The organism is Chitinophaga sancti (genome assembly GCF_034424315.1).
Lineage (GTDB): Bacteria > Bacteroidota > Bacteroidia > Chitinophagales > Chitinophagaceae > Chitinophaga > Chitinophaga sancti.
In genome coordinates this window covers 5,655,578-5,680,495 of record NZ_CP139972.1, presented here as the reverse complement: position 1 = coordinate 5,680,495, position 24,918 = coordinate 5,655,578, and the positions used below count along the sequence as shown (strand labels likewise).

The window sequence follows — 24,918 nt, the reverse complement described above, 5'->3', positions numbered from 1 at the left end:
AACAACACTATGAAAAAGTTTCTGACTGGTGTACTCGCCCTCCTGATGGTTGCCTCTATCGCGTTCGCACAGACGCCTGCTGCTCCGCAAAAACAGGACAAACCTAAAACTGAAGCCAAACAGGATGCCCAAAAGCTGAAGAAAGACGGTACTCCTGACAAACGCTTCAAAGAGAACAAAGAAAGCAAAGAAGACAAAACTGCCAGCGGCCCTAAGAAAAAAGACGGCACTCCAGACAAACGCTTTAAAGAAAACAAAGAGAACAAAGAGAAAAAGGAGAACAAAGAGAACAAGGAGGCGAAAGCACCAAAAGCTGACGCTAAGAAAAAAGCTTAATTATTGCGAAAGGCTGGCTCATTGTAGCCAGCCTTTTAATTTTCGTACATTTATCTCATGTTGGACTTCAGGTTAAAAGTGTTCTATACAGTTGCCCGGCGCCTAAGCTTTACCAAAGCAGCCGAGGAGCTTTTTATATCCCAGCCCGCCGTTACCAAGCACATTCACGAATTGGAACAGCAACTGGGTATGGCTCTTTTTGAAAGAATTGGTAACCGTATTAAAATCACCCGTGCAGGACAGGTGATGCTCAAACATGCAGACGACATCTTCACCAGCTACCGCAATCTCGAATACGAAATCAACCAGCTTAAACATGAACAGGGAGGCCTGCTGGCATTAGGAGCAAGTACCACCATCGCACAATACTTTATACCACCTTTACTGGCACAGTTTAACCAGCGCTATCCGGAAGTTGCCGCCTCCCTGATCAGTGGCAATACTGAACAGGTAGAACAGGCACTCTTTGACAAAAGTATTCAGCTCGGTCTCATAGAAGGCCGCTCTAAAAATCCCGTACTCAAGTATGTGGAAATTGCAAAGGATGAAATAGCCCTGATCGGAAATGTAAATTATAACTATGGTGATAACAACGGACCGCTCGGTGCTTCCGATCTGAAAAATATTCCCCTGCTCATGCGTGAACATGGCTCAGGTACGCTGGAAGTGATCAACGATGAGCTGAAAAGATTAAAACTAAAACTAACCGACCTGCAGATAGCCATGTATATGGGCAGTACAGAAAGTATCAAATCTTACCTGCACCATGCTCCATGCGCTGCTTTTCTCTCCCTCAAAGCGGTACAGCGGGAGCTGGAAGCAGGAGAGTTTAAGATCCTGCCGGTCAAAAATTTCAAGCTGCTGAGAAAGTTTCATTTCATCTACCTGCAGGGGCAACAGGACAAATTAGCACAACTGTTCATGCGCTTTGCCCGGCAACATGCCGAACCGCAACAGCCTTAAAATAAAAAAACCGGCCATTGCAGCCGGTTTCTCGTTTTATGATTTAACTACGCTGAAGCGTATAAATAATATACCCCGTTTTGTCTTCGTAGTTCACTGCAGCTCTCCATACCATGGTAGTCTTATTCAGAGAACTGATCTCCAGGCGGTAACCTTCTGTTACATTTTTGGCTTTTACACCACCACCAATTTTTTTGAACTGCAACATCTGCACCCCACCTGCTTTGTAAATAGACCAAACAATTGGCTGAGCTGCAGTACTGCAACCATCATCAGTAGAAGTCAGCGTAAATGAACCATTCGTTTCATTATTCGGGAATACCCACTGGCTACCTTTAAAGCAGCTATAAGAAGCCTGATCAAAAACAGTGATTTTTGAATGCTGAGGGATCCCTTCAAAGCTGATATCAGTCACAATCCAGTTTCCTTTTACGCTACCCTTGCTTGCGCTCATGCTTGTATCGGTAGCCCCAGACTGTGTCTTGCAGGATATGGTGAAGAGAGATGCCAGCAAGCACAATGCTGCTAATGTAAGATGCTTCATGTAAGAAATATTTAAATGTTTAAAAAGGCAGTAACGCAATTAGTTACCGGCTCGAATTTAGAAAAGACAAGAAGTGTACCAAACCTACCTATGGGTTTGCTGATGCTGCTCCATGTTCGGTAGCATGCGGAGAAAACGGTCTTCCATTTGATGAAAACGGTTGTAGAAGTAAATGGTGGAGGCCAATAATGCAATGATTATCATACCCATTGCAATAAACGCACAACGCCACCAGATGCTCACTGTCATGGTATGGTTCTGAGGCTGTAGGATATAGGTCGGATTTTCAGGCCATTGCCCTTTGTTCCTGGGTGGTTTTTCCCAGCTGATCTGAGCTGCAATCTTGTTCCAGACGATTGCGGGTGGTGTTACCCCTCCTTCTTCGGTGATCTTTTGTAGCCGGTACTCGACCATAGCTATTTCAGTTTCCAGCTCAGGATAGATATAACGCATGCGTTCGAGCATTACAATATCATCTGCCGGGGCCAGCCCTAGCAAATAGCTTTCAATTATGCCACTATCTATGTAATCCTGTAAGTCCAGAAGGCAAAAAATAAGAGGTGAAACCATGTTTCTCCAAGGTCAACGTCACATGCCTGGACGCAAATGTCAAATTAAAATCTGAATTATATTAATTTTTTATGGTCATACCCATAAAATCACCTGGAATTGGTGTGTACTTCCGTACGGGGAGTTAACTGTTCCAGCTTTTTTTCCTGCATCTGAGACTTTACAAAGAAGTAAATAGCTGAAGCCAGGCAGATCTTTGAAATTATAAATACAGCTATGAAAAAGAGTTTCCACCATTTATGTACTGTGATGTACTGGTTATCCTTTGGCTGGATATTGATGTAGGTAGTATTGTAATTGGCTTGTTGGTGCTGGCCGGAAGTGCGGCGATAATCTGTCGCCTCATGGTATTCCTCTTCTTTCCAGTTGATCCGCTGAAAAATGCGATCCTTCAATTGCGCAGGGGGCGGCACCGCTTCCGCGAATGCGGTAATCTCCATACGCTTTTCCACAGCAGCTATCTCACTGTTGAGTTCCGGATAGAGCCTACGCATATATTGCAGCTCCTCTACCTCTACATTGGTAGCAAGCCCAAGTACATAGCTCTCTATGATGCCGCTTTGTATGTAATGATCGAGTTCCAATTAATTTTGTAAAAAGGTTCTGAAAGCCATCATTATTTCCTTCATCTGTCCGGCTATCGTTTCTGCCTCTACCCCCATCATTCTGGCAACTGCTTCTTTTGGCAGGCCTTTAAAATAGCACAGGTAAAAAACCTTTTGTTTATCCTGTGGCAAGGTGTTGGTAAATCGCTGAAGCGAATTATTCCCGTGGAGTATTATTCCTCCCGTTACGTTCCCCCCTGTATGATCGCCCTCAGAAAATACTATTTCCCTTGTCAGACGCATCATCCAGCCGAAGAGTGTGGAGTTTCCGGACTCCTTGTAAGTATAGATGTCACTATATATACGTACAAATACAGTTGTAAGGATGTCTTCAGCCTTTTTATTATCAGGAACCACTTGAAGTATTAAACTGTATAAAGCTGGACCGTAGTAGTCATACAATAACTCCCTTGCTCCGGGATCACCAGCAATCAAGCGTTCAATTAGTAAATGTTCATCAATATGAACAGCAGCCTGTCCCAAATGTTGTAGGTTTAACTATATCTAAGATAGCTATTCTCCAACTAACCATCAACTTTCTTGTTATAACATCTAAATGCTATAGAAAGTAATCTTGTACCTTCTTTTGCCTGTAGGCAAAGATTCCCTCCAGTTGACGCCGTACAAAAAGGGCATGTGCAATCCTGCCTAAAATACCTAATGGCAGTGAGTAGTGCACAATATCCGTCATCTTTACACCTCCTTCCACCGCCTCAAAATGGTGCTGATGATGCCAGAGTCCGTAAGGGCCTTTACGTTGTTCATCTACAAAATACGCCCCCTCTTTTACATGCGTAATTTCTGTCATCCAGCGCAGGGGTATCCCCAATACCGGATGAATAACGTAAGTAATAATTTCTCCGGCATATATCGGCTTATCAGTTACCGGGGATGTAATGTCAAAACGCATATATGAAGGCGTTATTTTTTCCAGGTTATCCGCCCGGGAAAAAAACGTCCACGCCTCCTGTATTGACGTATTTAGTACCTGCTCATACCGCAACAGATAGATTTTTGCCATAACTTCATATAGATTTTTAGTGTCGCTGGATGCTAATCCATTTTCAAATATAGTCATGTCCGGAGATCAATATCAACAACGTTTCGAGGAAGTATATAACCGGCTAAATGAAAAACAGCGCGAAGCCGTTGACAATACCGAAGGCCCTGTGATGGTAATAGCTGGCCCCGGAACCGGCAAAACGCAGATCCTCGCATCGCGGATAGGCAAGATTCTGCGTGATACAGACTTTATGCCACAGAACATTCTCTGCCTTACCTATACTGATGCAGGTACCGTGGCCATGCGTAAGCGCCTCACCGATTTCATCGGACCCGATGCTTACCGTGTTAATATTCATACCTTCCACTCCTTCTGTAACGAAGTGATACAGGACAACCTCGGCTACTTTGAAAAGAACAGCCTCGATCTTATATCAGAACTGGAAAAAATACAGTTGCTCAAAAAACTCATTGACGGTTTTGATAAACAGAATCCACTAAAACGTTATCGTGGTGATGTATACTTTGATATGAACAATCTCTCCAACCTCTTCTCTACAATGAAGCGGGAAGGCTGGACGGTAGATTACATCAAAGATGCTATCAAAGTCTATATCGATGATCTGCCAAACCGTGATGAATTTATCTGCAAAAGAGCGACCAAAAATTTTAAGCCAGGCGATATACGGACTGATATAATAGAAATTGAGGTAGAGAAAATGGCCCGGCTGCAAGCTGCTGTAGAGCAATTCCTCGTGTTCAATTCCCTGATGCATGCCGCGAATCGCTACGACTTTGACGATATGATCAACTGGGTGATCAGGGCATTTGAACAAAACCCTAATCTCCTCGCTGACTACAAAGAACGCTTTCAATATATACTTGTAGATGAATACCAGGATACAAGTGGTACACAGAACAAACTGATCCGGCAACTGATCAATGGAGAGGAACTACCCAACGTTTTCGTAGTGGGTGATGATGACCAGTCTATCTACCGCTTCCAGGGGGCGAATATCGAAAACATGGAGCAATTTGCCGGTAGCTTTGCAGAAACCCTGCTTACCATCGTGCTTACGCAGAACTATCGTTCTGTTCAGAACATCCTGGATGTTTCCATGACCCTGATTGACAACAACGGCGACTCACGTCTTGTAAATCAGCTGCCAGGTCTTAGCAAACAACTAAAGGCCAGCAATGATAAGCTGATGCACCTGAATATTACACCTGTCATCCAGCGCTACAACACGCCCCGCGATGAAATGGCCGGAATTACAAATACCATCGTGGCGCTGCTGGAAAAAGGCGTTCCCGCCGGCAAGATAGCAGTGATCTATCGTGAGAACCGCTTTGGTGAAGAGTTAGCACAATACTTCCGCCTCAAAGGTCTCCCATTCTATTCCAAAAGAAATGTGAACCTTTTTGAAAATCCGTTTGCCCGCAAAGTATTGACCATCCTGCGATATCTCGCAGCAGAACTGGATACGCCTTATAGTGGAGATGACCTGCTCTTTAAGATCATGCACTTTGATTTCTACAACATACCACCAGTTGAAATTGCTAAAGTGAGTATCAGGGTGGCAGAAAAAGGTTATGCTGAAAAGTCATCCATTCGTCAATACCTACAGGAATGGCAGACAACCCGTAGCCTTACACTCTTTACCGAAGCACCGGAACTAGCCATGATGGAACTGAGTAAGATGATGGAAGGATGGATTAAGGAAGCACACAATCTCACCCTGCAACAACTCTTTACCAGCATCATCAGCAAAGGCGGTATCCTTACCCATATCATGGATTCCCCGGAGAAGATGTGGCTCATGAAAATATTGCAGGCCCTCTTTGATTTCATCAAAGAAGAAACCCGCCGTAACCCTGATCTTAGCCTCGTTCCATTTGTAGAAATGGTAGACCTCATGGAAGCGAATAAAATTCCTATTCCGCTGGTACAGGTCTCCGGCAATGAAAAAGAGATTAACCTGATCACCGCACATGGTTCCAAAGGATTAGAATTTGAATATATTTTCCTGGCAGGTACCAACTCACACCTCTGGGAAAAGAAGAAAAAAAGCAACAGTGGATTCTCCTTCCCGGATACCGTATTCGCCACACAATCCACCAGTACAGACGAACAGGAACTACGCCGCCTCTTTTATGTGGCCATCACCCGTGCAGAAAAATACCTGTATATCAGTTATCCTGAATTCAGACTGGATGGAAAGCCTTTGGAGCCCAGCATGTTCATTGCAGAAATACTGGAAGAACACCAGCTGCCAGATGAAAAAGTAGCACTCTCCGAAGAAGATATGTTCGCTTTTGAAGCGCTCCATTACAGCAAAAACCTGGCTCCTGAAATTGCCCGCACAGATCAGTTGTTTATCGACAATCTGCTCGCCAGCTTTACCATGAATGTAACGGCCCTCAACAATTACCTCGATTGCCCGCTGGGCTTTTTCTATAAAAATCTTGTCCGCATCCCGACAGGCCGTTCTGAGAATACAGAATTTGGTTCTGCCGTACACTATGCACTGGAAAAACTCTTCCAGAAAATGCAGGAGGCAGGCAACAACACCTTCCCTACCCGCGAAGAGTTTATCAAAGACTTCATATGGAGCATGCGCCGTAACCGTGAATGCTTTGCCCGCGAATCTTTTGAAAGAAGAAAGGAGTATGGTAAAGAGATCCTGACCAACTACTACAATACCTATATAGGCACCTGGAACAAGATCGTAAGCGTGGAAAGAAATGTGCGGAACATTGTAGTAAGTGGCGTTCCCCTTAAAGGAAAAGTCGATAAACTGGAATTTGAAGGTAAGCAGGTGAACGTAGTGGACTACAAAACCGGTGACTACGAAAAGGCCATCAGAGACTATAAAAAGTTCGACCGGCCTAATGAAAGAAATCCAAATGGTGGTGACTACTGGAGACAAGCCGTATTCTATAAGATCCTGCTGGAAAACTACCGTTCTAAAAGCTGGCGGGTGGCAAGTACTGAATTCGACTTCATCGAGCCAAACAGACAAAAGATCTATCACAAGGAAAAAGTGTTCATCACTGCTGATGATATTGCAACAGTAACCCAGCAGATCGTGGATACCTGGACTAAAATACAGAACAAGGATTTCTATACCGGATGTGGTAAAGAAGCGTGTGTATGGTGCAATTTTGTGAAAGATCATAAGCTGCATATTGCCCTGCATGACCTTGAAGAGGAAAGCGAAATACAATTTTAACATTTCCTGTGCTCCGGGCTAATGTTGTAGCCTGAAGCTTCTTACAAAGAGAAGTACCTTAACTGTAGCCCGCTGAGCAAAGCTCACCGGCCATACAATTCCTGGTATAAATTGAACTGCAATCCTATCCGCTCCGGCAATATTTGGATATTACTGATTCAAATTTGATCTTTGGACCCGGTTTTTGGCATAATATGATAAAAATGAATCAGAACTTCCGTGGCTGGGTTTCCCTGCTTACAGTTATAATAGCAAGTATTCTTTTATTCCCCGGCTGTGCGAACATCGTTCCGCCCAGTGGAGGTCCTAAAGACACTTTAGCCCCTGTATTGCTTGGTGCCAGCCCTGCAGATTCCAGCCTGCACTTCAAAGCCCACAAGGTAACGATGCAATTCAGTGAATACGTAGAGCTGGACAACATCTTCGAAAAGCTGATCGTATCCCCTACCCTGAAGCGTACTCCCACTGTGACAGCTAAGTTGAGAACGGTTACTATGATCATCAAGGATACCCTGGATGCCAATACGACCTATACTTTCAACTTTTCTGACGCTATCCGCGATATCAATGAGCATAATCCCATCCAGGACTATGCATATGTAGTATCCACCGGCGATTACCTCGACTCCCTCCAGATAAAAGGCTTCATTATCAATGCGGAAAACGGTAAGCCGGATAGTAACGTATCTGTTATGCTGTACCGCCACCTGGAAGACTCCGTTGTTTCCAAAGAAAAGCCGGTATACTATGCCCGCTCAAGAGGTAACGGTTCCTTCTGGTTCAAAAACCTCGCTCCCGGCGATTACAAGATCTTCGCCATCAAAGAAGAAAACAAGGACTTACAATATAACGATCCTAAAGAACTGATCGCCTTCCAGGATAGCCTGCTGCACCTGCGTGAAGAGAACCTGCACGATGTACCGCTCCTCACCTTCCTGGAAAAAGATTCCACCCTCAGGGGCGGCCCTGAAGCAATAGGGGGTCCTGACAGTACTTCTGCATTAAATATCCCTCCACCTCCTCCTGAACAAGAAGACAAAAAGACCAAAGAGCAGAGGGAGAAAGAAAAGAAAAGGAGAATCCTGGTATCAGCTACCCTGGGAGAAAAGAGTAGCCAGGATCTGGGCATGCCGCTGATCGTAAACTTCAGTGCGCCTGTAAAAACACTGGATACCACCCATATACTGCTAACAGAAGATACTACTTTCAATTCTGTTCCTTTCACGACTTTCTTTGACTCTACCCGAAAAGTATTGCATGTGGTATACACCTGGAAAGAAGGTATGCCTTACCGGCTCACTATTCCAAAAGAGGCGGTACTCGATACCCTCGGGCAGCAGCAATCAAAAGCAGATACTATCCTTTTTAATGCTAAGAAAGAATCAGATTATGGTAGTGCCATGCTGACCCTTACACTCAGCGATAGCCTGAAAAATGCAGGTGGCGACACGATGCATTTTGTAGCACAACTGGTGAAAGATAAGGAGATAAAGTATTCCGGTAAGATCGTGAAAGGTGCCTGGATTCAGAAGCGTATTCAGCCTGCTGAGTATGAAATAAGGATCCTGCTGGATGATAACAATAATGGTGTTTGGGATCGTGGAGTGTACTATGGTACTCCTAAAAAACAGCCTGAAAGGGTCGTTACCTTCCCCAAAAAGGAGAACATCAAAGCCAACTGGGGAGTACCGATCAAATTACAGATCTAAGCAACCGGGGGCACACAGCCCCCATGAAAAAATCATTATTTTTGTACCATGATCTTCTCCTCCGCTCTGATAGAAAATGCTGTTAATGAATTTGCGCGGCTGCCAGGTATCGGCAAGAAAACAGCGCTCCGCCTGGTATTACATCTCCTCAAACAAGATCCTGCCCAGGTGAAGCTTTTCGGCGAAGTAGTCACCCGCATGCGTGACCAGATCAAGTTCTGCAAAACCTGTCACAACGTCTCTGATGAAGAGATCTGCTCTATCTGTAGCAGCCCTTCCCGCAACAAAGCATTGGTATGTGTCGTGGAAAACATCCGCGATGTCATGGCTATCGAAAATACCCAGCAGTTCAATGGTGTGTATCATGTACTGGGAGGCATCATCTCTCCTATTGATGGTATTGGTCCGGACCAGCTGAATATACATTCCCTGGTAGAAAGGGTGCAGCAACAGGATGTGGAAGAGATCATCATGGCGCTTAGCCCGACAATCGAAGGGGATACAACCATTTATTACCTCTCTAAAAAGCTGAAGGAATTTCCTGTAAAGATCACCACCATCGCCCGTGGTATCGCCTTCGGCGGCGAACTGGAATATGCGGACGAAATGACGCTGGCCAGATCCATCTCTAACCGTTTACCACTGGAAAGTTACGTACAGAAATAAAAAACGCCGAAGGTATCAGCGTTCTGCAGCTGCCTTTCAGCGTTTTTTAAAAAAGATACGAGTGCTCAACAACACCCGTGTGTGTTTAACCTGTAATTCCACGTTATGAAAAAGTTATGACTGGTCTTTGTCTTTTTGTTGTCTGCCTCCTTCCTCCTCACTGCGCAGCTCCCGCCAACGCTCTATCTCATACTTGTTCAGAAAGCAGATCCTGAATACAGCAGAAGTTTCATTTTCTGCATCTTCAGGAACCGGGTATAAACCAAATTGCGCTAAATGCTTCTGTAAACTATGTACATGCTTCGCAATGCTCATTGTCTTAAATTTTTTGTTTAAGCAGGTTGTTAACTATGCGGGCAAAGTGGTGGATTCCCTGGTAGTAATCAGATGATGGTATTTTGATCCATTGTTGTATTACCCTACAAATATAGTAGACTTTTAGTTTCAAACAAAATTTTCTCCCTTTTTCCTGAATAAAGTAAAAAATTCTGCTAACAGTACTTTCTCTGGTGATATTTCATATAATGAGGCAATAAATAAGTATCTTTGTATGTCTTTCCGGAAAAATAGTAAACGCATAATCGATATGAAGTCATTATCCCAGTGTGCAGCAGAACGTATTCTGATAATAGATGGTGCGATGGGTACCATGATCCAGCGTTATAAGCTGGAAGAAGCAGATTATAGAGGCGAGCGTTTTAAAGATTATCACATGGATGTAAAAGGCAACAATGACCTGCTCAACCTGACTCAGCCCCAGATCATCGAAGCCATACACAGAGAATATCTCGAAGCAGGTGCCGACATCATCGAAACCAACACCTTTAGTAGTACGACCATCGCTATGGCGGACTATGATATGCAGGCTTTGGCCTTTGAACTGAACATCGCTGCTGCACAAATTGCAAAAAGAGCAGCCAGCGATTATACAGCGAAAAACCCCGATAAGCCCCGCTTTGTTGCAGGTGCGATCGGTCCGCTGAATAAGACACTCTCCCTCTCTCCTGACGTGAACAATCCGGGCTTCCGCTCCGTTACCTTTGATGAAGTGGTGACTGCTTATTATGAGCAGATCCGTGGTTTACATGAAGGAGGAGTAGATATCCTGCTTATCGAAACTATTTTCGATACGCTAAACAGCAAGGCTGCTATCTTTGCTGCCAAGAAGTACTTCAGGGATATCAAGCAACCAGAGCTGCCCATCATGATTTCCGGCACCATCACCGATGCTTCCGGACGTACCCTGAGCGGTCAGACACTGGAAGCATTCTATATCTCCGTCATGCATGCCAAACCATTCTCTGTTGGCTTAAACTGTGCATTGGGTGGTGAGCAGATGCGTCCGCATGTTGCAGAACTGGCGCAGATAGCCGGTTGCTACGTAAGCTGCTATCCTAACGCCGGCCTGCCAAATGCATTCGGAGAATATGATGAAACGCCGCATGATACGGCATGCATCATCGAAGACTTTGCCAAAGAAGGTTTTGTAAACATCGTAGGCGGTTGCTGTGGCACCACCCCGGATCACATCCGGCACATTGCACAGCACGTAGCTAAGATTGCACCAAGACCTTTACCAGTACAGGAAACTACACTGGCTTAATTTATTTTATCCGCTAATTACCATAGCTACCAATGAGCGATACAGTCAATACCGCGCAAGCTGATACCGAACAGGAGAAAACTGTCATCAAACCATTCCTGCGCCTGAGTGGCCTGGAACCACTGATAGTAAGACCAGAAACCAACTTCATCAATATCGGTGAACGTACCAACGTAACCGGTTCCAAGAAATTTGCCCGTCTGATCAGGGAAGGACAATACGAAGAAGCACTCTCCGTAGCCCGTCAGCAGGTAGAAAACGGGGCCCAGGTACTGGATGTGAATATGGATGATGCCCTCCTGGATGGTGAACAGGCAATGACCACCTTCCTGAACCTGCTTGCCGCAGAACCGGATATCTCCAAAATCCCGGTGATGATCGATTCCAGTAAGTTCAGCATTATTGAAGCAGGTCTGAAATGCCTGCAGGGTAAATGTATCGTGAACTCTATCTCCCTCAAGGAAGGTGAAGAGAAATTCATTGAACATGCCACCATCTGCAAGAGCTTCGGCGCGGCAGTAGTGGTAATGGCTTTCGATGAATATGGACAGGCTGATACCGAAGATAAGAAAGTAAATTTCTGCCACCGCTCTTATAAGATCCTCACAGAGGTAGTAGGTTTCGATCCACAGGATATCATCTTCGACCCTAACATCTTTGCGATTGCTACGGGTATCGAAGAACACAATAACTATGCAGTAGACTTTATCAACGCCACCCGCCGGATCAAGGAACTGATGCCGCTGACCAGCATAAGCGGTGGTGTGAGTAACATCTCCTTCTCTTTCAGAGGGAATGATGTAGTGCGCGAAGCCATGCACTCCGTATTCCTGTACTACGCCATCAAAGCGGGTATGAACATGGGTATCGTGAATGCCGGTATGCTCCAGATCTATGATGAGATCGAACCACAGCTGCGTGAGCTCTGTGACGATGCCATCCTGAATCGCCGTGAAGATGCAACGGAACGCCTCATCGCTTTCGCCGAAACGGTAAAGGCAAAAGGTAAGGTGATTGAAAAAGATGAAACCTGGCGCCACGCCTCTGTAGAACAAAGACTGAGTCACGCCCTGGTAAACGGTATTACCGATTATATCGAAGCCGATACAGAAGAAGCCAGGCAAAAATATCCCCGTCCGCTGGATGTGATCGAAGGTCCGCTCATGGATGGTATGAACATAGTCGGCGACCTGTTCGGCAGTGGTAAAATGTTCCTGCCACAGGTAGTAAAAAGTGCCCGTGTGATGAAGAAATCCGTGGCTGTACTGACACCATTTATCGAGGAAGAAAAAGCCAGATTGGTGGCAGAAAACGGTGGTGTGATCAGGTCTGCCGGTAAGATTTTGCTGGCTACAGTAAAAGGTGATGTACATGATATCGGTAAAAACATTGTGGGGGTGGTATTAGGGTGTAATGGTTACGACATCATCGATATGGGCGTAATGGTGCCTGCAGACAAGATCCTGCAAACCGCCCGCCAGGAAGATGTGGACATCATTGGTCTCAGTGGCCTGATTACCCCCAGCCTGGATGAAATGGTACACGTAGCCAGAGAGATGAAACGCCAGCACTTCGAAGTACCATTATTAATAGGTGGTGCTACTACCTCCCGTACCCATACCGCTGTAAAGATTGCAACGGAATATGAACATGGCGTAGTACACGTACTGGATGCATCCCGCAGCGTAACAGTAACTGGTAACCTGCTGAACAAAGCCCTGAAGAAAAACTTCCTGCAGGAAGTAACAGCAGAGTACACCAAGCTCAATGAAAATTTCCGGAATAAAAAACCGGTGAAACAATACCTGCCAATTGAAGAAGCCCGTCAGAACAAGGCCATCAGCGACTGGACAGGATTCAATCCTGTAGTACCTAAACAATTGGGTGTACAGGTATTTAAGCATTATGAACTGGCCGATATAGCTGAATATATTGACTGGCAGCCATTCTTCATCTCATGGGAACTGCATGGTAAATTCCCGCAGATCCTGACCGACGAAGTAGTAGGTGTAGAAGCGAGCCGCCTGTATGCAGATGCGAAAGCTATGCTGAAACGCATAGTAGAGGAAAAATGGCTCACCGCCAATGCTGTGATTGGCCTCTTCCCTGCCAGCAGAACTGCTGATGATACTATCACTGTATTGTCGCCAAAACCAGGTCAGGGAACCGTAAACCTGGAATGCTTACGTCAGCAGGTCAAGAAAGCACCGGGTCAGCCAAACCTTTCCCTGGCGGACTTTATAGCCCCTTCTGACACAGGTATACAGGATTACATGGGTGCATTTGCAGTAACAACGGGTGGGAATATCGAAGGCTGGCTGGAGAAGTTCCAGGCAGACCATGACGATTATAGCAGCATCATGCTGAAAGCTCTTGCAGACAGGCTTGTAGAAGCTTTCGCAGAACTGATGCACGAGCGTGTGAGAAAGGAATTCTGGGGATATGCTTCAGCAGAACACCTGAGCAAAGAAGATCTGATCAAAGAAGAATATGCCGGCATCCGCCCTGCACCAGGCTATCCTGCCTGCCCTGAACATACAGAGAAATACAAGATGTTTGATATGCTGGATGCTACTGAAAATACAGGTATCACCCTTACAGAATCACTGGCTATGTATCCTGCTGCAAGTGTGAGTGGCTGGTATTTCGCCAACCCTGCAGCCAAATACTTCGGTATAGGCAAGATTGAAAAAGACCAGGTGATCGACTATGCAGCGCGCAAAGGCTGGACTGTAGAGGAAGCAGAGAAATGGCTTAGACCGGTACTAGAATACGACATGTAAAAATTACGTTATAATTTTTAGCTGAATGCCGGTGGTTGCGCTGCAATCACCGGCATTCGTATATTTACAGTATGAGAATCATATCGTACAATGTAAACGGGCTTCGTTCTGCCATGACCAAAGGCTTCACAGAATGGCTCAAAACCGACCCCGCCGATATCATCTGTCTACAGGAAATCAAAGCGCACAAAGACAATGTAGACTTTCAAAAGTTTGACGAGCTTGGCTATGAACACTACTGGTATCCTGCACAAAAGAAAGGGTACAGCGGTGTAGCGGTCCTCACCAAAATAAAACCTGATCATGTGGAATATGGCAATGGTTATATGCAGAGTGATGCTGAAGGAAGGGTTATACGCCTCGATTTTGGGGATCTGACACTCGTTAACACATATATTCCATCCGGCACCAGCGGAGAGGAAAGACAGACCTATAAATACCAATGGCTGGATGAATTCTTTGGTTATTTGAATACACTCAAAGCTACAAGACCTAATATAATAGTATGTGGAGACTATAATATTGTTCACAAGCCAATCGATATTCACGACCCTGTGGGCAACAAAAAAAGCAGTGGCTTTTTGCCTGAAGAACGGGCATGGCTGGATAAACTGTTTGAAAGCGGTTTTGTGGATACCTTCCGGCATTTCTGCCCGGATCCGCATCATTATAGCTGGTGGAGTGTTCGTGCTAATTCACGCAATAATAATAAGGGCTGGCGTATAGATTATATCAGTGTCACCGCTTCCCTGCAGGATAAGCTCAAAGAGGCTAAGATTTACCCGGATGTAAAGCACTCCGATCACTGCCCAATATACCTGCAATTGAGCCACTAACAAGGATTTCCAACTATGATTATATTTAACATAACCACGATGGTATCGCATCCTATCAACGACAGATGGCTGCAATGGATGAAAGAAGACCAGATACCAGCAATAATGAATACCGGTTTATTCCACGATTACCGCATGTGCAGACTGTTGGAACAGGATGAGGAAGATGGTCTCACCTACTCCGTACAATTCTTTGCAGATACGCAGGAGAACTACCAGACTTACATTGACGAATATGCGCCGGTGCTTCAAAAAAGGGCTTATGACCTGTTTGGCAGCCAGTTTGTGGCTTTCAGGACCGTGATGCAGGTAGTATAACATCTAAACTTATCCACAGGAAATCCACTGTTTATAGGGGATTGTGAGTTTGGTACAATACTTGGAACACTCTGACGTTAATAATAAAACCAGTAGCAAATTGCCACTAGCAGCGGGTTTCAGCAATTAACTCCTGTTTCGCTCATACATCCATATCATGAGCGAATCAGCTGTAACCGTTACCTGTAGCCCTTTTCAGCCGATAAAAATTTGGCTAAAAAAGATGCAAAAAATTTGGTAATCTGATAAAACGCGCTATATTTGCTCACATCAAACATTTTAATTCACTAGTTAAACTTACTAGCTATGAACAAAGCCGAATTAATCGACAAACTGGCAAAAGATGCCGGTATCACTAAAACCCAAGCTAACGAAGCACTGGATTCTTTCACTAAGGCAGTTGCTGATACCCTGAAGAAGGGTGGTAAAGTAACCTTAGTAGGTTTCGGTACTTTCTCTGTTTCTAAACGTGCTGCTCGTAACGGTAGAAACCCACAGACTGGCCAGATCATCAAGATCAAAGCTAAGAAAGTTGCTAAATTCAAAGCTGGTAAGGCTCTGTCCGACAAGCTTTAATCTGTTAGCTTACCTTATTCAAGCAAGGAACGTTACTGTTTCTTGCTTTTTTCATTTATGTAAGTCCGCATCAGGTTCACCTTTTGTTCGATGCTTGTTTGATGCTTGTTCGACTATTCTTTGACGATTCTTTGACGCTTGTTCGATGCTTCTTCGACTAAATCCGCCCAATCTCCCTCCTGCAGTTCAATCAATTCCTCTTTTTCTCCACAACAGAAACCATTCACCTGTAAGCTTTTGAGCAAAGCTCATTGCCCTTACAATCCTAAATATAAACGCCTCCGGACCTCCTCAGTTTGCGGTATTTTCCTTTTTTCTGTAATTTGCACCAATTAATAATAAACAATCAAACTGTCTAACAATGGGTAGAGGTGATATCAAAACCAAAAAAGGTAAGATTTTCAGTGGTTCTTTCGGAAAATCAAGACCTGCTAAGCCTGCGAAAGCTGCTGCTGTTAAAGCTGCAAAGGCTGCTGCAAAACAAGCTTAAAATTATTCAAGAGGCTGAGCACCTAAACATGATCAGCCTCTTATAATTTTATCAGGGAGCCAAACGCTCTATCTTCCAGCTACTTCCTTCCTGACTGTACTGGATACGGTCATGGAGTCGGCTACCACGCCCCTGCCAAAACTCAACCGCTACCGGCTTCACAATATATCCACCCCAGTTTTCCGGCCGCTCAGGCGTATTTGCCTCATATTGCTTAGTCACTGATTTCACCTTCTCTTCCAGGAAACTTCTGTTCGGAATTACTTTGCTCTGCGGAGACGCTATGGCACCAATACGGCTGCCTATCGGACGGCTGTTGTAATACTCTGTACTCATAGCCGCATCCACCTTGGATACTATCCCGTCTATGCGCACCTGCCTTTGCAGCTCTTTCCAGAAGAACAACAGGGATACATTGGGATTAGCCGCCATTTCATGGCCTTTACGACTATCATAATTGGTAAAGAACACAAAACCATCCTTATCAAAACTCTTCAGCAATACAATGCGGGTTGTAGGAATCCCTGCAGAAGTACTGGTCGCCAGCGTCATCGCATTGGCTTCGTCAATCTCTCCGCTAAGGGCTTCATTCCACCATTTTTCAAATTGCTGAATAGGATCCTGGGCTACTTCGCTTTCGTCCAGTTCTGCAAGTGTATAATCCTTGCGCAGGTCAGCTACTTTCTTGTTTAACATGGGCCAATAATTTACTGCCAAAGATACAGGAAGCCCCGGGCAACAAAGCCCTAAAATGCTTGATTGTCATCAGCATCCAACCCGACAAAAAGAATATGAATAATTATTAATTTTAAGGCATGAGAACCTTACTCCTGATTACTATTTCAGCTATTTTACTGGTGTCATGTGGCGACAGGCATTCTAAACAGACCGCCGTGAGTCTCCCCAATTTCAAGACCACACCTTATTTCTATGTACAGCTCAAAGGTTCACTGGCAGGTAAGAATATTACCATGGAAGTGACCAAATCCACCCCTGACATGTATCGGGGATATTATATGTACGATGATATCGGCGAACCGATCGCCATCTGGGGAAACCTCGACCAGAACAATATGTTAGTTTTATATGAGAGTACGGACGAAAAAGAAGAACGCTTCTTTACGGGTATACTTGATAGTGCAGGTGTATATAAAGGCAAATGGAGAGGAAAGGGTACTACTTATGAGTACACCCTCAGCCCGGATATGAAAGATGCCACTCCCCTGAGTGTATATTATGGAGAAGATTCTGCCAAACTACTGCCTGGTAATCCGGCTACTCCGGTAGCAGTAGCCACCAACGCTGTTATCTGGCCGGCACCCACCCTGGATGAAGAAACACAGTCATTTATCCGCACCGCGGTTACCGGCAATCCTGCAATAGACAACCCTGTCCGCTATCTCAGAAGAGATATAGATTCCTTCCTGGTTACTTACAAAACCACGGAAAAAGATATCGATACTACTCAGGAAATTCCTGCTATGGCCAGCTGGTCTGCCGATGCCGATATGAGGGTAGTGTATAACCATTACCCTTATTTGTGCATTGAATCATTCTCCTATGAGTATACAGGGGGTGCACATGGCAATTACGGCTCCATATACAAGGTTTTGGATCTTAAGAAGAAGAAAGTATTAACGACCGATGACCTGTTTAAACCGGGCTATAAAGCCGCATTACCGGCATTGCTGGAAAAAGCTTACAGAAGGGTCTTCTGGGTAAGTGAAGAAAATACGCTGAAAGACCAGTTATTGGTGGATCAGATTCCGGTAAATGAGAATTTTTTAATTACCGGCAAAGGGGTTGCTTTCTGCTACACGCCCTATGAGATTGGGCCATATGCAATGGGGCAGATCACTTTGTTCCTACCTTTTACGGAGCTCAAAGCGTATCTGAAATAAAGTAAAACGGGGAATTGCTAAGCAATTCCCCGTTTTGAAATAAGTTTATCCTTTTACCAGTGTTCCCACATTCTTTCCCATGATCACCTGGAGCAAATTTCCCGGGCGGTTCATGTCGAACACAATGATCGGAAGTTTATTCTCCTGACACAGTGTAAAGGCGGTCATATCCATCACATTCAGTGATTTCTGATACACCTCTGAGAATGTAATGGATTCATACCTTGTAGCGGTTGGATCTTTCTCGGGATCGGCGGTATAGATACCATCTACACGGGTTCCTTTCAGGATCACGTCTGCCTGGATCTCGATAGCACGGAGAGAAGCGGCAGTATCAGTTGTGAAATAAGGGTTACCGGTACCGGCACCAAAGATCACAACACGGCCTTTTTCAAGGTGACGGATAGCACGACGGCGGATATAAGGTTCTGCGATCTGCTCCATTTTGATAGCTGATTGCAGGCGGGTGTATAAACCTACCTTTTCCAGACCACTCTGCATGGCCATACCATTAATAACTGTCGCCAGCATCCCCATATAGTCGCCCTGAGCACGCTCAATACCCGTCTCTTTCTCGTTCATACCGCGATAGATATTACCACCACCAATCACGACCGCAACCTGCACGCCCAGATCAGTAGCAGCTTTAATATCATATGCATACTGGGAGATCACTCTGTGATCAATCCCGTAATTACCTTCCCCCATGAGGGATTCACCGCTTAGTTTCAGTAAAATACGCTTGTACTTTGGCAACATGACTATTGAAGAATAATATATTAATTGAAGTTAGTTATCGGTTACTGCGCCCCTAAGATACAAAAAATGCGGAACGCGGAATTTTCGGGCCAGGTTTGCCCCCCTTGTTGACACTACATAATTTTCATTAGGCACAAAAAAAAGGAGAGAAAAACTTCTCTCCTTTTCTGACCGGGATTATATTATCCCAATGCGATTCTGCTGAATCCTGTTACCTTCAGGCCTGCATTTACAGACTTCAGATAATCACCAACAGACTTATTATTATCTTTTACAAATGCCTGCTGTAACAGGGTATTGTCTTTGAAGAATTTGTTAACCTTACCCATAGCGATTTTCTCAGCCATGTCGCCGGTTTTACCTTCAGCAGCGATTTGCTCCAGCGCGATCGCTTTCTCACGAGCGATCAGATCTTCAGAAACACCAGCTGCATCAACTGCAATTGGGTTCATAGCGGCGATCTGCATAGCTACGTCTTTACCTACTTCTTCAGCTACGGCGTCAGAGAAGCCTACCAGTACACCCATGCGGTAGTTACCGTGGATATAAGCGGTTACAGAAGCAGCGCTGATTTTTTCAAAACGTGCCAGGGTGATCTTTTCACCGATCTTAGCTACCTGGTCATTTACTTTATCATTTACAGTTGCGCCATCCAGTGTAGCAGCACCCAGTTCTTCTACAGTGTTAACACCGGAAGTCAGGGCCAGGTCTACCAGAGACTGAGCAAACTTGATGAAATCTTCATTCTTAGCCACGAAGTCAGTTTCGCAACCCAGTGCTACTACCACACCAGTCTTGCCATCAGCAGCAGTCTTAGCAATGATAACACCTTCTTTAGTTTCACGGTCAGAACGTAAAGCGGCTACTTTCTGGCCTTTTTTACGCAGATAATCTACTGCCTGTTCAAAATCGCCATCGCTTTCTACCAGCGCCTTTCTGCAATCCATCATACCTGCACCTGTTTGCTGACGCAGTTTGTTCACATCAGCTGCTGTAATTGTTGCTGCCATAACTTATAATGAGTTTAAGAGTATTAATTTTATATGAATTTTGCTACTTGTCCGGTTTATATGACCAATTGCGAACCACAGATCAGGTAAGCTGTCCACGGTTCGCAATTGATCTATTTAGTCATGAACAGAATTATCTTCCGCCACCACCTGGTCTGCTACCACCAGAACCTGCTGGACGACGCTGTCCGCCGCCACCGCCGCCTGGACGGTTACCACCACCGCCACCTGGACGGTTACCACCGCCACCAGGACGATTGCCGCCGCCACCGCCTGGACGGTTGCCGCCACCACCACCTGGGCGGTTATTGTTGCCACCAGGACCACCTGGGCCACGACCACCTGGCTTACGACCTCTTTCACCACCACGATCATCACCACCTTCGAGTTCGAATTTCAGCGCTTTGCTGTCTTCTTCTTCCTCTTCAACTACGTCGTCAGTTTTCTCGTTAGCTCTTTCAGCCAGACCTTCTGCAATAGCTGCAGCGATATAGTTAGTAACGATTGCGATAGATTTAGTAGCATCATCGTTCGCTGGTACTGCGAAATCTACCTTGGTAGGATCGGAGTTAGTATCTACCATACCAAAGGTGGAGATACCCAGGCGACGAGCTTCTGCCAGTGCAATGTGCTCATGGCTGATGTCAACCAGGAACAGCGCTGCAGGAACACGAGCCAGCTGAGCGATACCACCCAGTACTTTCTCCATTTTCTCCTTATCACGTGTTAAGGTCAGACGCTCTTTCTTAGTGATGCTATCGAAAGTACCATCAGTCAGCATTTTCTCGATGCTCTGCATTTTCTTCACACTCTTACGGATAGTGGTGAAGTTGGTCAGCATACCACCTAACCATCTTTCAGTCACGTAAGGCATGTTTACACGCTTAGCCGCTTCTGCTACGATTTCTTTAGCTTGCTTTTTTGTTGCAACGAACATGATCTTCTTACCGCTCTTTGCGATAGATTTCAGTGCAGCCGCAGCGTCCTGTAATCCTTCAACGGTTTTGTTCAGATCTATGATGTGAATACCTTTCTTTTCTGCGAAAATATAAGGCAGCATCTTTGGATTCCATTTCTTCTTCAGGTGACCGAAGTGCACACCTGCCTCCAGTAACTGCTGCTGTAATGAGGTATTATTTTCCATGTTATTATACTCTGTTATAAAAGGTCAATGTTAATAATCTGCGAAGGGTATATACTACCACCACGCATTCATCACGATTAGCGTTTAGAGAACTGGAAGCTTCTTCTAGCTTTAGCTTTACCTGGTTTCTTACGTTCAACGCCTCTAGGATCACGTTTCAGTAATCCAGCCGCTTTCAGTGCAGGACGGAACTCAATGTTCACTTCACACAGTCCGCGCGCAATACCCAGCTTCACGGCTTCTGCCTGACCCTTGATACCACCACCAGCAGCATTTACCTTTATATCAAATTTATCCAGAGCGTCGATAGTTTTCAACGGCAGTTCTACCTGATTCTGCAGGTAAACCAGCGCGAAATATTCTTTATAGTCTTTGTCGTTGATTGTAACTACACCAGTGCCCTTGCTGATATACACGCGAGCCACGGCTTCCTTACGACGACCAATAGTATTTTTTTGCTTTTCCATGTATCAGAGAAAAATTAGAAAGTTAAGGATTTAGGTTTCTGCGCAGCATGTGGATGCTCAGCGCCGGCATATACAAACAGTTTTTTGTACATAGCACGTCCCAGACGGTTCTTAGGCAGCATGCCCTTAACAGCTCTCTCAATCACCACTTCAGGACGACGACGGATCAGCTCCTTAGCTGTCTCAGCTTTCTGACCACCTGGATAACCAGTATAGTGCAGATATTCCTTGTCATTCCATTTATTACCAGTCAACTGGATCTTTTCAGCATTGATGATGATTACGAAATCTCCACAATCAGTGTGGGGAGTGTAGTAAGGCTTGTTCTTACCTCTTAAAATGGACGCAATCTTCGCGCTCATCCTACCTAATGTCAGGTTGGTAGCGTCTACAATATGCCAGTCACGCACTACTGTTGCGTCGTTGGCAGATTTAGTCTTGAAGCTTAAAGTATTCATTATAGTAAATAAAATTTACGCTTGAAATATGATCCCACACAATTTGGGAGTGCGAAGTTAATTCACATACTTTGAATAACCATACATTTTAAGACATTTTTTACAAGACACCCTCACAATGTATTGATTTTCAATAAAAATTTTGACTCATACTTATTAACATACCTGGTGGAATAATAAATCGGGCTGTTTTTACCCTGTTTATCAAACAAGAACATATATAGGGTAAATATTATAAACAGAAAGACCGGAAGCAGTCTCTTACTTCCGGTCCTTAATTATGACAAAGTATTTGCTTATTAATCCCTGTCTCTTGCGCCCAGGAATAAAAAGATATACTGTACCAGCGTAACCACAGAGGCTACCGCCGCTACTACATAGGTCATAGCCGCCCACCAAAGGGCATCCTTCGCCTTGTCATGCTCCTGCACCCTCATCACATTCGTATTGTCCAGCCAGATCAATGCCCTGCGGGATGCATCGAACTCTACCGGCAATGTCACCAGCGCAAATACCGTTGTCAGACTAAATAATATAATCCCAATCAATAAAGGGGCTGAAGTCCAATACAAGGTAAATACCCCTATCATCAGTACAAACTGCAGCCACTGCGAACTAAATTGCACCAAGGGCACCAGCCTGGACCTTAATCCCAGCCATGCATAAGACTTTTGATGCTGAATCGCATGCCCGCACTCATGTGCAGCGACCGCCGCGGCCGCTACATTTGCTCCGGAATATACCTCCGGACTTAAATTCACTGTTTTGTTGGCAGGGTCATAATGGTCCGTCAGAAACCCCTCCACAGATATCACCTGCACATCGTATATTCCATTGTCATTCAACATCTTCTGTGCTATCTGCTTCCCGGTTAGGCCGGATGAGGTAGGTATCCTGCTGTATTCCCTGAATTTCCCCTGTAAGCGGTAACTCACCAGCATACTGATCCCAACAAAAATCAGTGATACTATCAACATTCCAGGTGTCATAAATAGAACAAGTGTTTATTTTCTTTATAAAATTACCCCTAACTAAGATCAAATTCCCCTCCAAAACCATCCTTTCAAAATGATTTATGATTTCCTTAAGAAACTGCCCTCCCGACCCCTTCCCCACCTGACAAACAGAAATTTAACACTGTCATTGTGTCTTATTTTACGTTTTTTTTATTGCCAAACCGGACTATATGACAGATATAAATAAGCACTTTATGATCCTTTTTTCATATATATTTTTGGGCGTTATCAATCCTATTTATCAACCTTTTACGCCCTTTCAATGAAAGTATAATTAAATACCAGGAAGCCCTGAAATGGGCTGTGGGAGCCGATCTGTCACATTACAAAAAGTCCTCAAAAGTTATTCACATCGATTAAATAAACTTTTTTATTCTGAAGCCATTTAGTAATTTAGACCTGAATTTAATGGGTTAGTAAGTAGAAAGAGTCAGCAGAATCTTCTGTTGGCTCTTTTCTTTTTAAGCCATTTTTTTCCCACCCCAATTTTTCCCTTTTTTAACTTTTTTATCGATAGCACTGCTCATTTTTTTAGTGCTTTTATCACCTTTGCTACATGAAAATAAAATCAGCATTCTTCTGTCAGAATTGTGGATATGAATCAGCTAAGTGGACAGGTAAATGTCCTTCCTGTAATCAATGGAATACATTTGTCGAAGAAAAAATTCAGAAAGATGTTCCACTACGCAATCAAAGCTGGCAGCAAGAAAAAGAGAATGGTCGAAATAACATTGTGAACCTCAGCGAAGTAAGCGCAGTTGAAGAAGAAAGACTACTCACTCCGGATGTAGAACTAAACCGTGTACTCGGTGGCGGTATTGTTCCCGGATCACTCGTTCTCGTAGGCGGTGAACCAGGAATCGGTAAGAGCACACTCTTCCTGCAAAATGCTTTGCACCTTAAAAACATTACTACATTATATGTAAGCGGAGAAGAAAGCGCCTCCCAGGTAAAGATGCGCGCAGACCGCCTGCAGGCTACCAACGATCAGTTCTACCTGCTCACGGAAACTAATACCCAGACCATCTTTCAGGAGATTAAAAAACTCCGCCCACAACTAGTCGTGATCGATTCTATACAAACATTGCAATCCCCTTTTATCGAATCCGCACCAGGCTCCGTATCTCAGATCAGAGAAACTGCCGCCGAAATGCAACGCTTCGCAAAAGAAAGTCATGTTCCCGTATTCCTTATCGGTCATATCACTAAAGATGGCTCCATCGCCGGCCCCAAAATACTGGAACACATGGTGGATACCGTATTACAATTTGAAGGTGATCAGCATTATGCTTACCGCATATTACGTACCATCAAAAACCGCTTTGGCTCCACCGCAGAACTGGGTATTTATGAAATGACCGGCATTGGCTTAAGACAAGTTACCAACCCCTCAGAAATTCTCATCTCCCAGCGCGAAGATCTGCTGAGTGGTGTTGCCATCGCCTCTACCATGGAAGGAATGCGGCCTATGCTCATCGAAGTACAGGCACTCGTTACACAGTCAGTCTATGGTACACCACAACGTACTGTAACCGGCTTCGATCTGCGTCGCCTGCAATTACTACTCGCCGTTCTTGAAAAAAGAGGAGGCTTCCACTTCGGCGTCAAAGATGTATTCCTCAATATCGCCGGTGGCATCCGCGCAGAAGATCCGGCTATCGATCTCGCTGTGCTCTGCGCACTACTATCTTCTTATGAAGACATTGCTATTGCCAACAAAATCTGCTTTGCCGGTGAAGTAGGCCTGAGTGGAGAAATACGCGCAGTCAACCGTATTGAACAACGCATCGCAGAAGCAGAAAAACTTGGTTTCGAAAAGATCTTCGTGAGCCGGTATAATAAAAAAGGAGCCGACTTCAGTAAATTCAATATTGAAGTGATTCCCGTAGGCCGCGTTGACGAAGTATACAGCAGATTATTCTAATCACT

At 44.7% G+C, this 24,918-nt stretch carries 26 protein-coding genes; 13 read left to right on the top strand and 13 right to left on the bottom strand.

From position 1 onward, the window contains the following. The first annotated feature begins 9 nt into the window (after positions 1-9). Entirely contained in the window at positions 10-336 is a 327-nt protein-coding gene (locus U0033_RS22160; RefSeq protein WP_072362771.1) for a DUF4148 domain-containing protein, read from the top strand. 57 nt (positions 337-393) lie between these two features. After that, on the top strand, positions 394-1,299 hold the full coding sequence (locus tag U0033_RS22155) for a LysR substrate-binding domain-containing protein (protein ID WP_072362770.1): 906 nt from the start codon (positions 394-396) through the stop codon (positions 1,297-1,299). 43 nt (positions 1,300-1,342) lie between these two features. Here the strand turns inward: U0033_RS22155 and U0033_RS22150 are convergent, their stop codons facing one another. The 5 genes from U0033_RS22150 to U0033_RS22130 all read right to left on the bottom strand — a co-directional run bounded on the left by U0033_RS22150 (position 1,343) and on the right by U0033_RS22130 (position 4,039). Continuing rightward, the gene (locus U0033_RS22150) at positions 1,343-1,843 is read right to left on the bottom strand and encodes a lipocalin family protein (RefSeq protein ID WP_072362769.1); all 501 of its coding nucleotides are present in this window, start codon (positions 1,841-1,843) and stop codon (positions 1,343-1,345) included. Positions 1,844-1,927: 84 nt separating this feature from the next. Continuing rightward, positions 1,928-2,341, bottom strand: a complete 414-nt coding sequence (locus tag U0033_RS22145; RefSeq protein ID WP_143150778.1) for a hypothetical protein — start codon at positions 2,339-2,341, stop codon at positions 1,928-1,930. Between the two features lie 161 nt (positions 2,342-2,502). Continuing rightward, positions 2,503-2,997: a hypothetical protein gene (locus U0033_RS22140; protein WP_072362767.1), complete on the bottom strand. Its 495-nt coding sequence runs from the start codon at positions 2,995-2,997 to the stop codon at positions 2,503-2,505. After that, positions 2,998-3,501, bottom strand: coding sequence for an RNA polymerase sigma factor (locus U0033_RS22135; protein WP_072362766.1), 504 nt, complete (start codon positions 3,499-3,501; stop codon positions 2,998-3,000). Positions 3,502-3,577: 76 nt separating this feature from the next. Then, complete coding sequence (locus U0033_RS22130; RefSeq protein WP_072362950.1) at positions 3,578-4,039, bottom strand: SRPBCC family protein; 462 nt, start codon at positions 4,037-4,039, stop codon at positions 3,578-3,580. A 55-nt stretch (positions 4,040-4,094) separates the two neighbouring features. Between U0033_RS22130 and U0033_RS22125 the strand changes: the two genes are divergently transcribed. The 3 genes from U0033_RS22125 to recR all read left to right on the top strand — a co-directional run bounded on the left by U0033_RS22125 (position 4,095) and on the right by recR (position 9,628). Next, positions 4,095-7,253, top strand: coding sequence for an ATP-dependent helicase (locus tag U0033_RS22125; protein ID WP_072362765.1), 3,159 nt, complete (start codon positions 4,095-4,097; stop codon positions 7,251-7,253). A 203-nt stretch (positions 7,254-7,456) separates the two neighbouring features. After that, positions 7,457-8,962 carry an Ig-like domain-containing protein gene (locus tag U0033_RS22120; protein ID WP_177318635.1) on the top strand — a complete coding sequence of 502 codons (1,506 nt, stop codon included), beginning with the start codon at positions 7,457-7,459 and terminating at the stop codon, positions 8,960-8,962. A gap of 48 nt (positions 8,963-9,010) precedes the next feature. Beyond that, the gene (gene recR, locus U0033_RS22115) at positions 9,011-9,628 is read left to right on the top strand and encodes a recombination mediator RecR (RefSeq protein ID WP_072362763.1); all 618 of its coding nucleotides are present in this window, start codon (positions 9,011-9,013) and stop codon (positions 9,626-9,628) included. A 114-nt stretch (positions 9,629-9,742) separates the two neighbouring features. Here recR and U0033_RS22110 read toward each other — a convergent pair whose 3' ends face one another. Then, the gene (locus U0033_RS22110) at positions 9,743-9,943 is read right to left on the bottom strand and encodes a hypothetical protein (RefSeq protein ID WP_072362762.1); all 201 of its coding nucleotides are present in this window, start codon (positions 9,941-9,943) and stop codon (positions 9,743-9,745) included. A gap of 271 nt (positions 9,944-10,214) precedes the next feature. Here U0033_RS22110 and U0033_RS22105 point away from each other — a divergent pair, with 271 nt between their 5' ends. From U0033_RS22105 to U0033_RS22080, 6 genes are all read left to right on the top strand, one after another. Continuing rightward, the gene (locus U0033_RS22105) at positions 10,215-11,231 is read left to right on the top strand and encodes a homocysteine S-methyltransferase family protein (RefSeq protein ID WP_072362949.1); all 1,017 of its coding nucleotides are present in this window, start codon (positions 10,215-10,217) and stop codon (positions 11,229-11,231) included. Positions 11,232-11,263: 32 nt separating this feature from the next. After that, positions 11,264-14,014 (top strand): methionine synthase, encoded by a 2,751-nt coding sequence (gene metH, locus U0033_RS22100; protein ID WP_072362761.1) that lies wholly within the window; start codon positions 11,264-11,266, stop codon positions 14,012-14,014. 71 nt (positions 14,015-14,085) lie between these two features. Then, positions 14,086-14,850 carry an exodeoxyribonuclease III gene (locus U0033_RS22095; RefSeq protein ID WP_072362760.1) on the top strand — a complete coding sequence of 255 codons (765 nt, stop codon included), beginning with the start codon at positions 14,086-14,088 and terminating at the stop codon, positions 14,848-14,850. A 15-nt stretch (positions 14,851-14,865) separates the two neighbouring features. Further along, positions 14,866-15,168 (top strand): DUF4286 family protein, encoded by a 303-nt coding sequence (locus tag U0033_RS22090; RefSeq protein ID WP_072362759.1) that lies wholly within the window; start codon positions 14,866-14,868, stop codon positions 15,166-15,168. A gap of 306 nt (positions 15,169-15,474) precedes the next feature. After that, positions 15,475-15,744, top strand: coding sequence for an HU family DNA-binding protein (locus U0033_RS22085; protein WP_012788562.1), 270 nt, complete (start codon positions 15,475-15,477; stop codon positions 15,742-15,744). A gap of 361 nt (positions 15,745-16,105) precedes the next feature. Next, entirely contained in the window at positions 16,106-16,234 is a 129-nt protein-coding gene (locus U0033_RS22080) for a 30S ribosomal protein THX (RefSeq protein ID WP_072362758.1), read from the top strand. A gap of 51 nt (positions 16,235-16,285) precedes the next feature. Here U0033_RS22080 and pdxH read toward each other — a convergent pair whose 3' ends face one another. Continuing rightward, on the bottom strand, positions 16,286-16,930 hold the full coding sequence (pdxH, locus tag U0033_RS22075) for a pyridoxamine 5'-phosphate oxidase (RefSeq protein ID WP_072362757.1): 645 nt from the start codon (positions 16,928-16,930) through the stop codon (positions 16,286-16,288). A gap of 119 nt (positions 16,931-17,049) precedes the next feature. On the opposite strand from pdxH, the gene U0033_RS22070 reads away from it, so the two are divergent. Further along, complete coding sequence (locus U0033_RS22070; RefSeq protein WP_072362756.1) at positions 17,050-18,135, top strand: DUF3298 and DUF4163 domain-containing protein; 1,086 nt, start codon at positions 17,050-17,052, stop codon at positions 18,133-18,135. Between the two features lie 45 nt (positions 18,136-18,180). Here the strand turns inward: U0033_RS22070 and pyrH are convergent, their stop codons facing one another. From pyrH to U0033_RS22040, 6 genes are all read right to left on the bottom strand, one after another. Then, complete coding sequence (pyrH, locus tag U0033_RS22065) at positions 18,181-18,894, bottom strand: UMP kinase (protein ID WP_072362755.1); 714 nt, start codon at positions 18,892-18,894, stop codon at positions 18,181-18,183. Between the two features lie 182 nt (positions 18,895-19,076). Further along, the gene (gene tsf, locus U0033_RS22060; protein ID WP_072362754.1) at positions 19,077-19,904 is read right to left on the bottom strand and encodes a translation elongation factor Ts; all 828 of its coding nucleotides are present in this window, start codon (positions 19,902-19,904) and stop codon (positions 19,077-19,079) included. 133 nt (positions 19,905-20,037) lie between these two features. Beyond that, on the bottom strand, positions 20,038-21,048 hold the full coding sequence (rpsB, locus tag U0033_RS22055; RefSeq protein ID WP_072362753.1) for a 30S ribosomal protein S2: 1,011 nt from the start codon (positions 21,046-21,048) through the stop codon (positions 20,038-20,040). Positions 21,049-21,125: 77 nt separating this feature from the next. Beyond that, entirely contained in the window at positions 21,126-21,515 is a 390-nt protein-coding gene (gene rpsI / locus U0033_RS22050; RefSeq protein ID WP_072362752.1) for a 30S ribosomal protein S9, read from the bottom strand. Positions 21,516-21,529: 14 nt separating this feature from the next. After that, a complete protein-coding gene (gene rplM, locus U0033_RS22045) occupies positions 21,530-21,973 on the bottom strand; it encodes a 50S ribosomal protein L13 (RefSeq protein ID WP_072362751.1) in 444 nt (147 codons plus the stop codon). A 299-nt stretch (positions 21,974-22,272) separates the two neighbouring features. Further along, positions 22,273-22,962, bottom strand: coding sequence for a zinc metallopeptidase (locus U0033_RS22040; protein ID WP_072362750.1), 690 nt, complete (start codon positions 22,960-22,962; stop codon positions 22,273-22,275). A gap of 583 nt (positions 22,963-23,545) precedes the next feature. Between U0033_RS22040 and radA the strand changes: the two genes are divergently transcribed. After that, entirely contained in the window at positions 23,546-24,913 is a 1,368-nt protein-coding gene (gene radA, locus U0033_RS22035; protein WP_072362749.1) for a DNA repair protein RadA, read from the top strand. Positions 24,914-24,918: the final 5 nt, after the last annotated feature.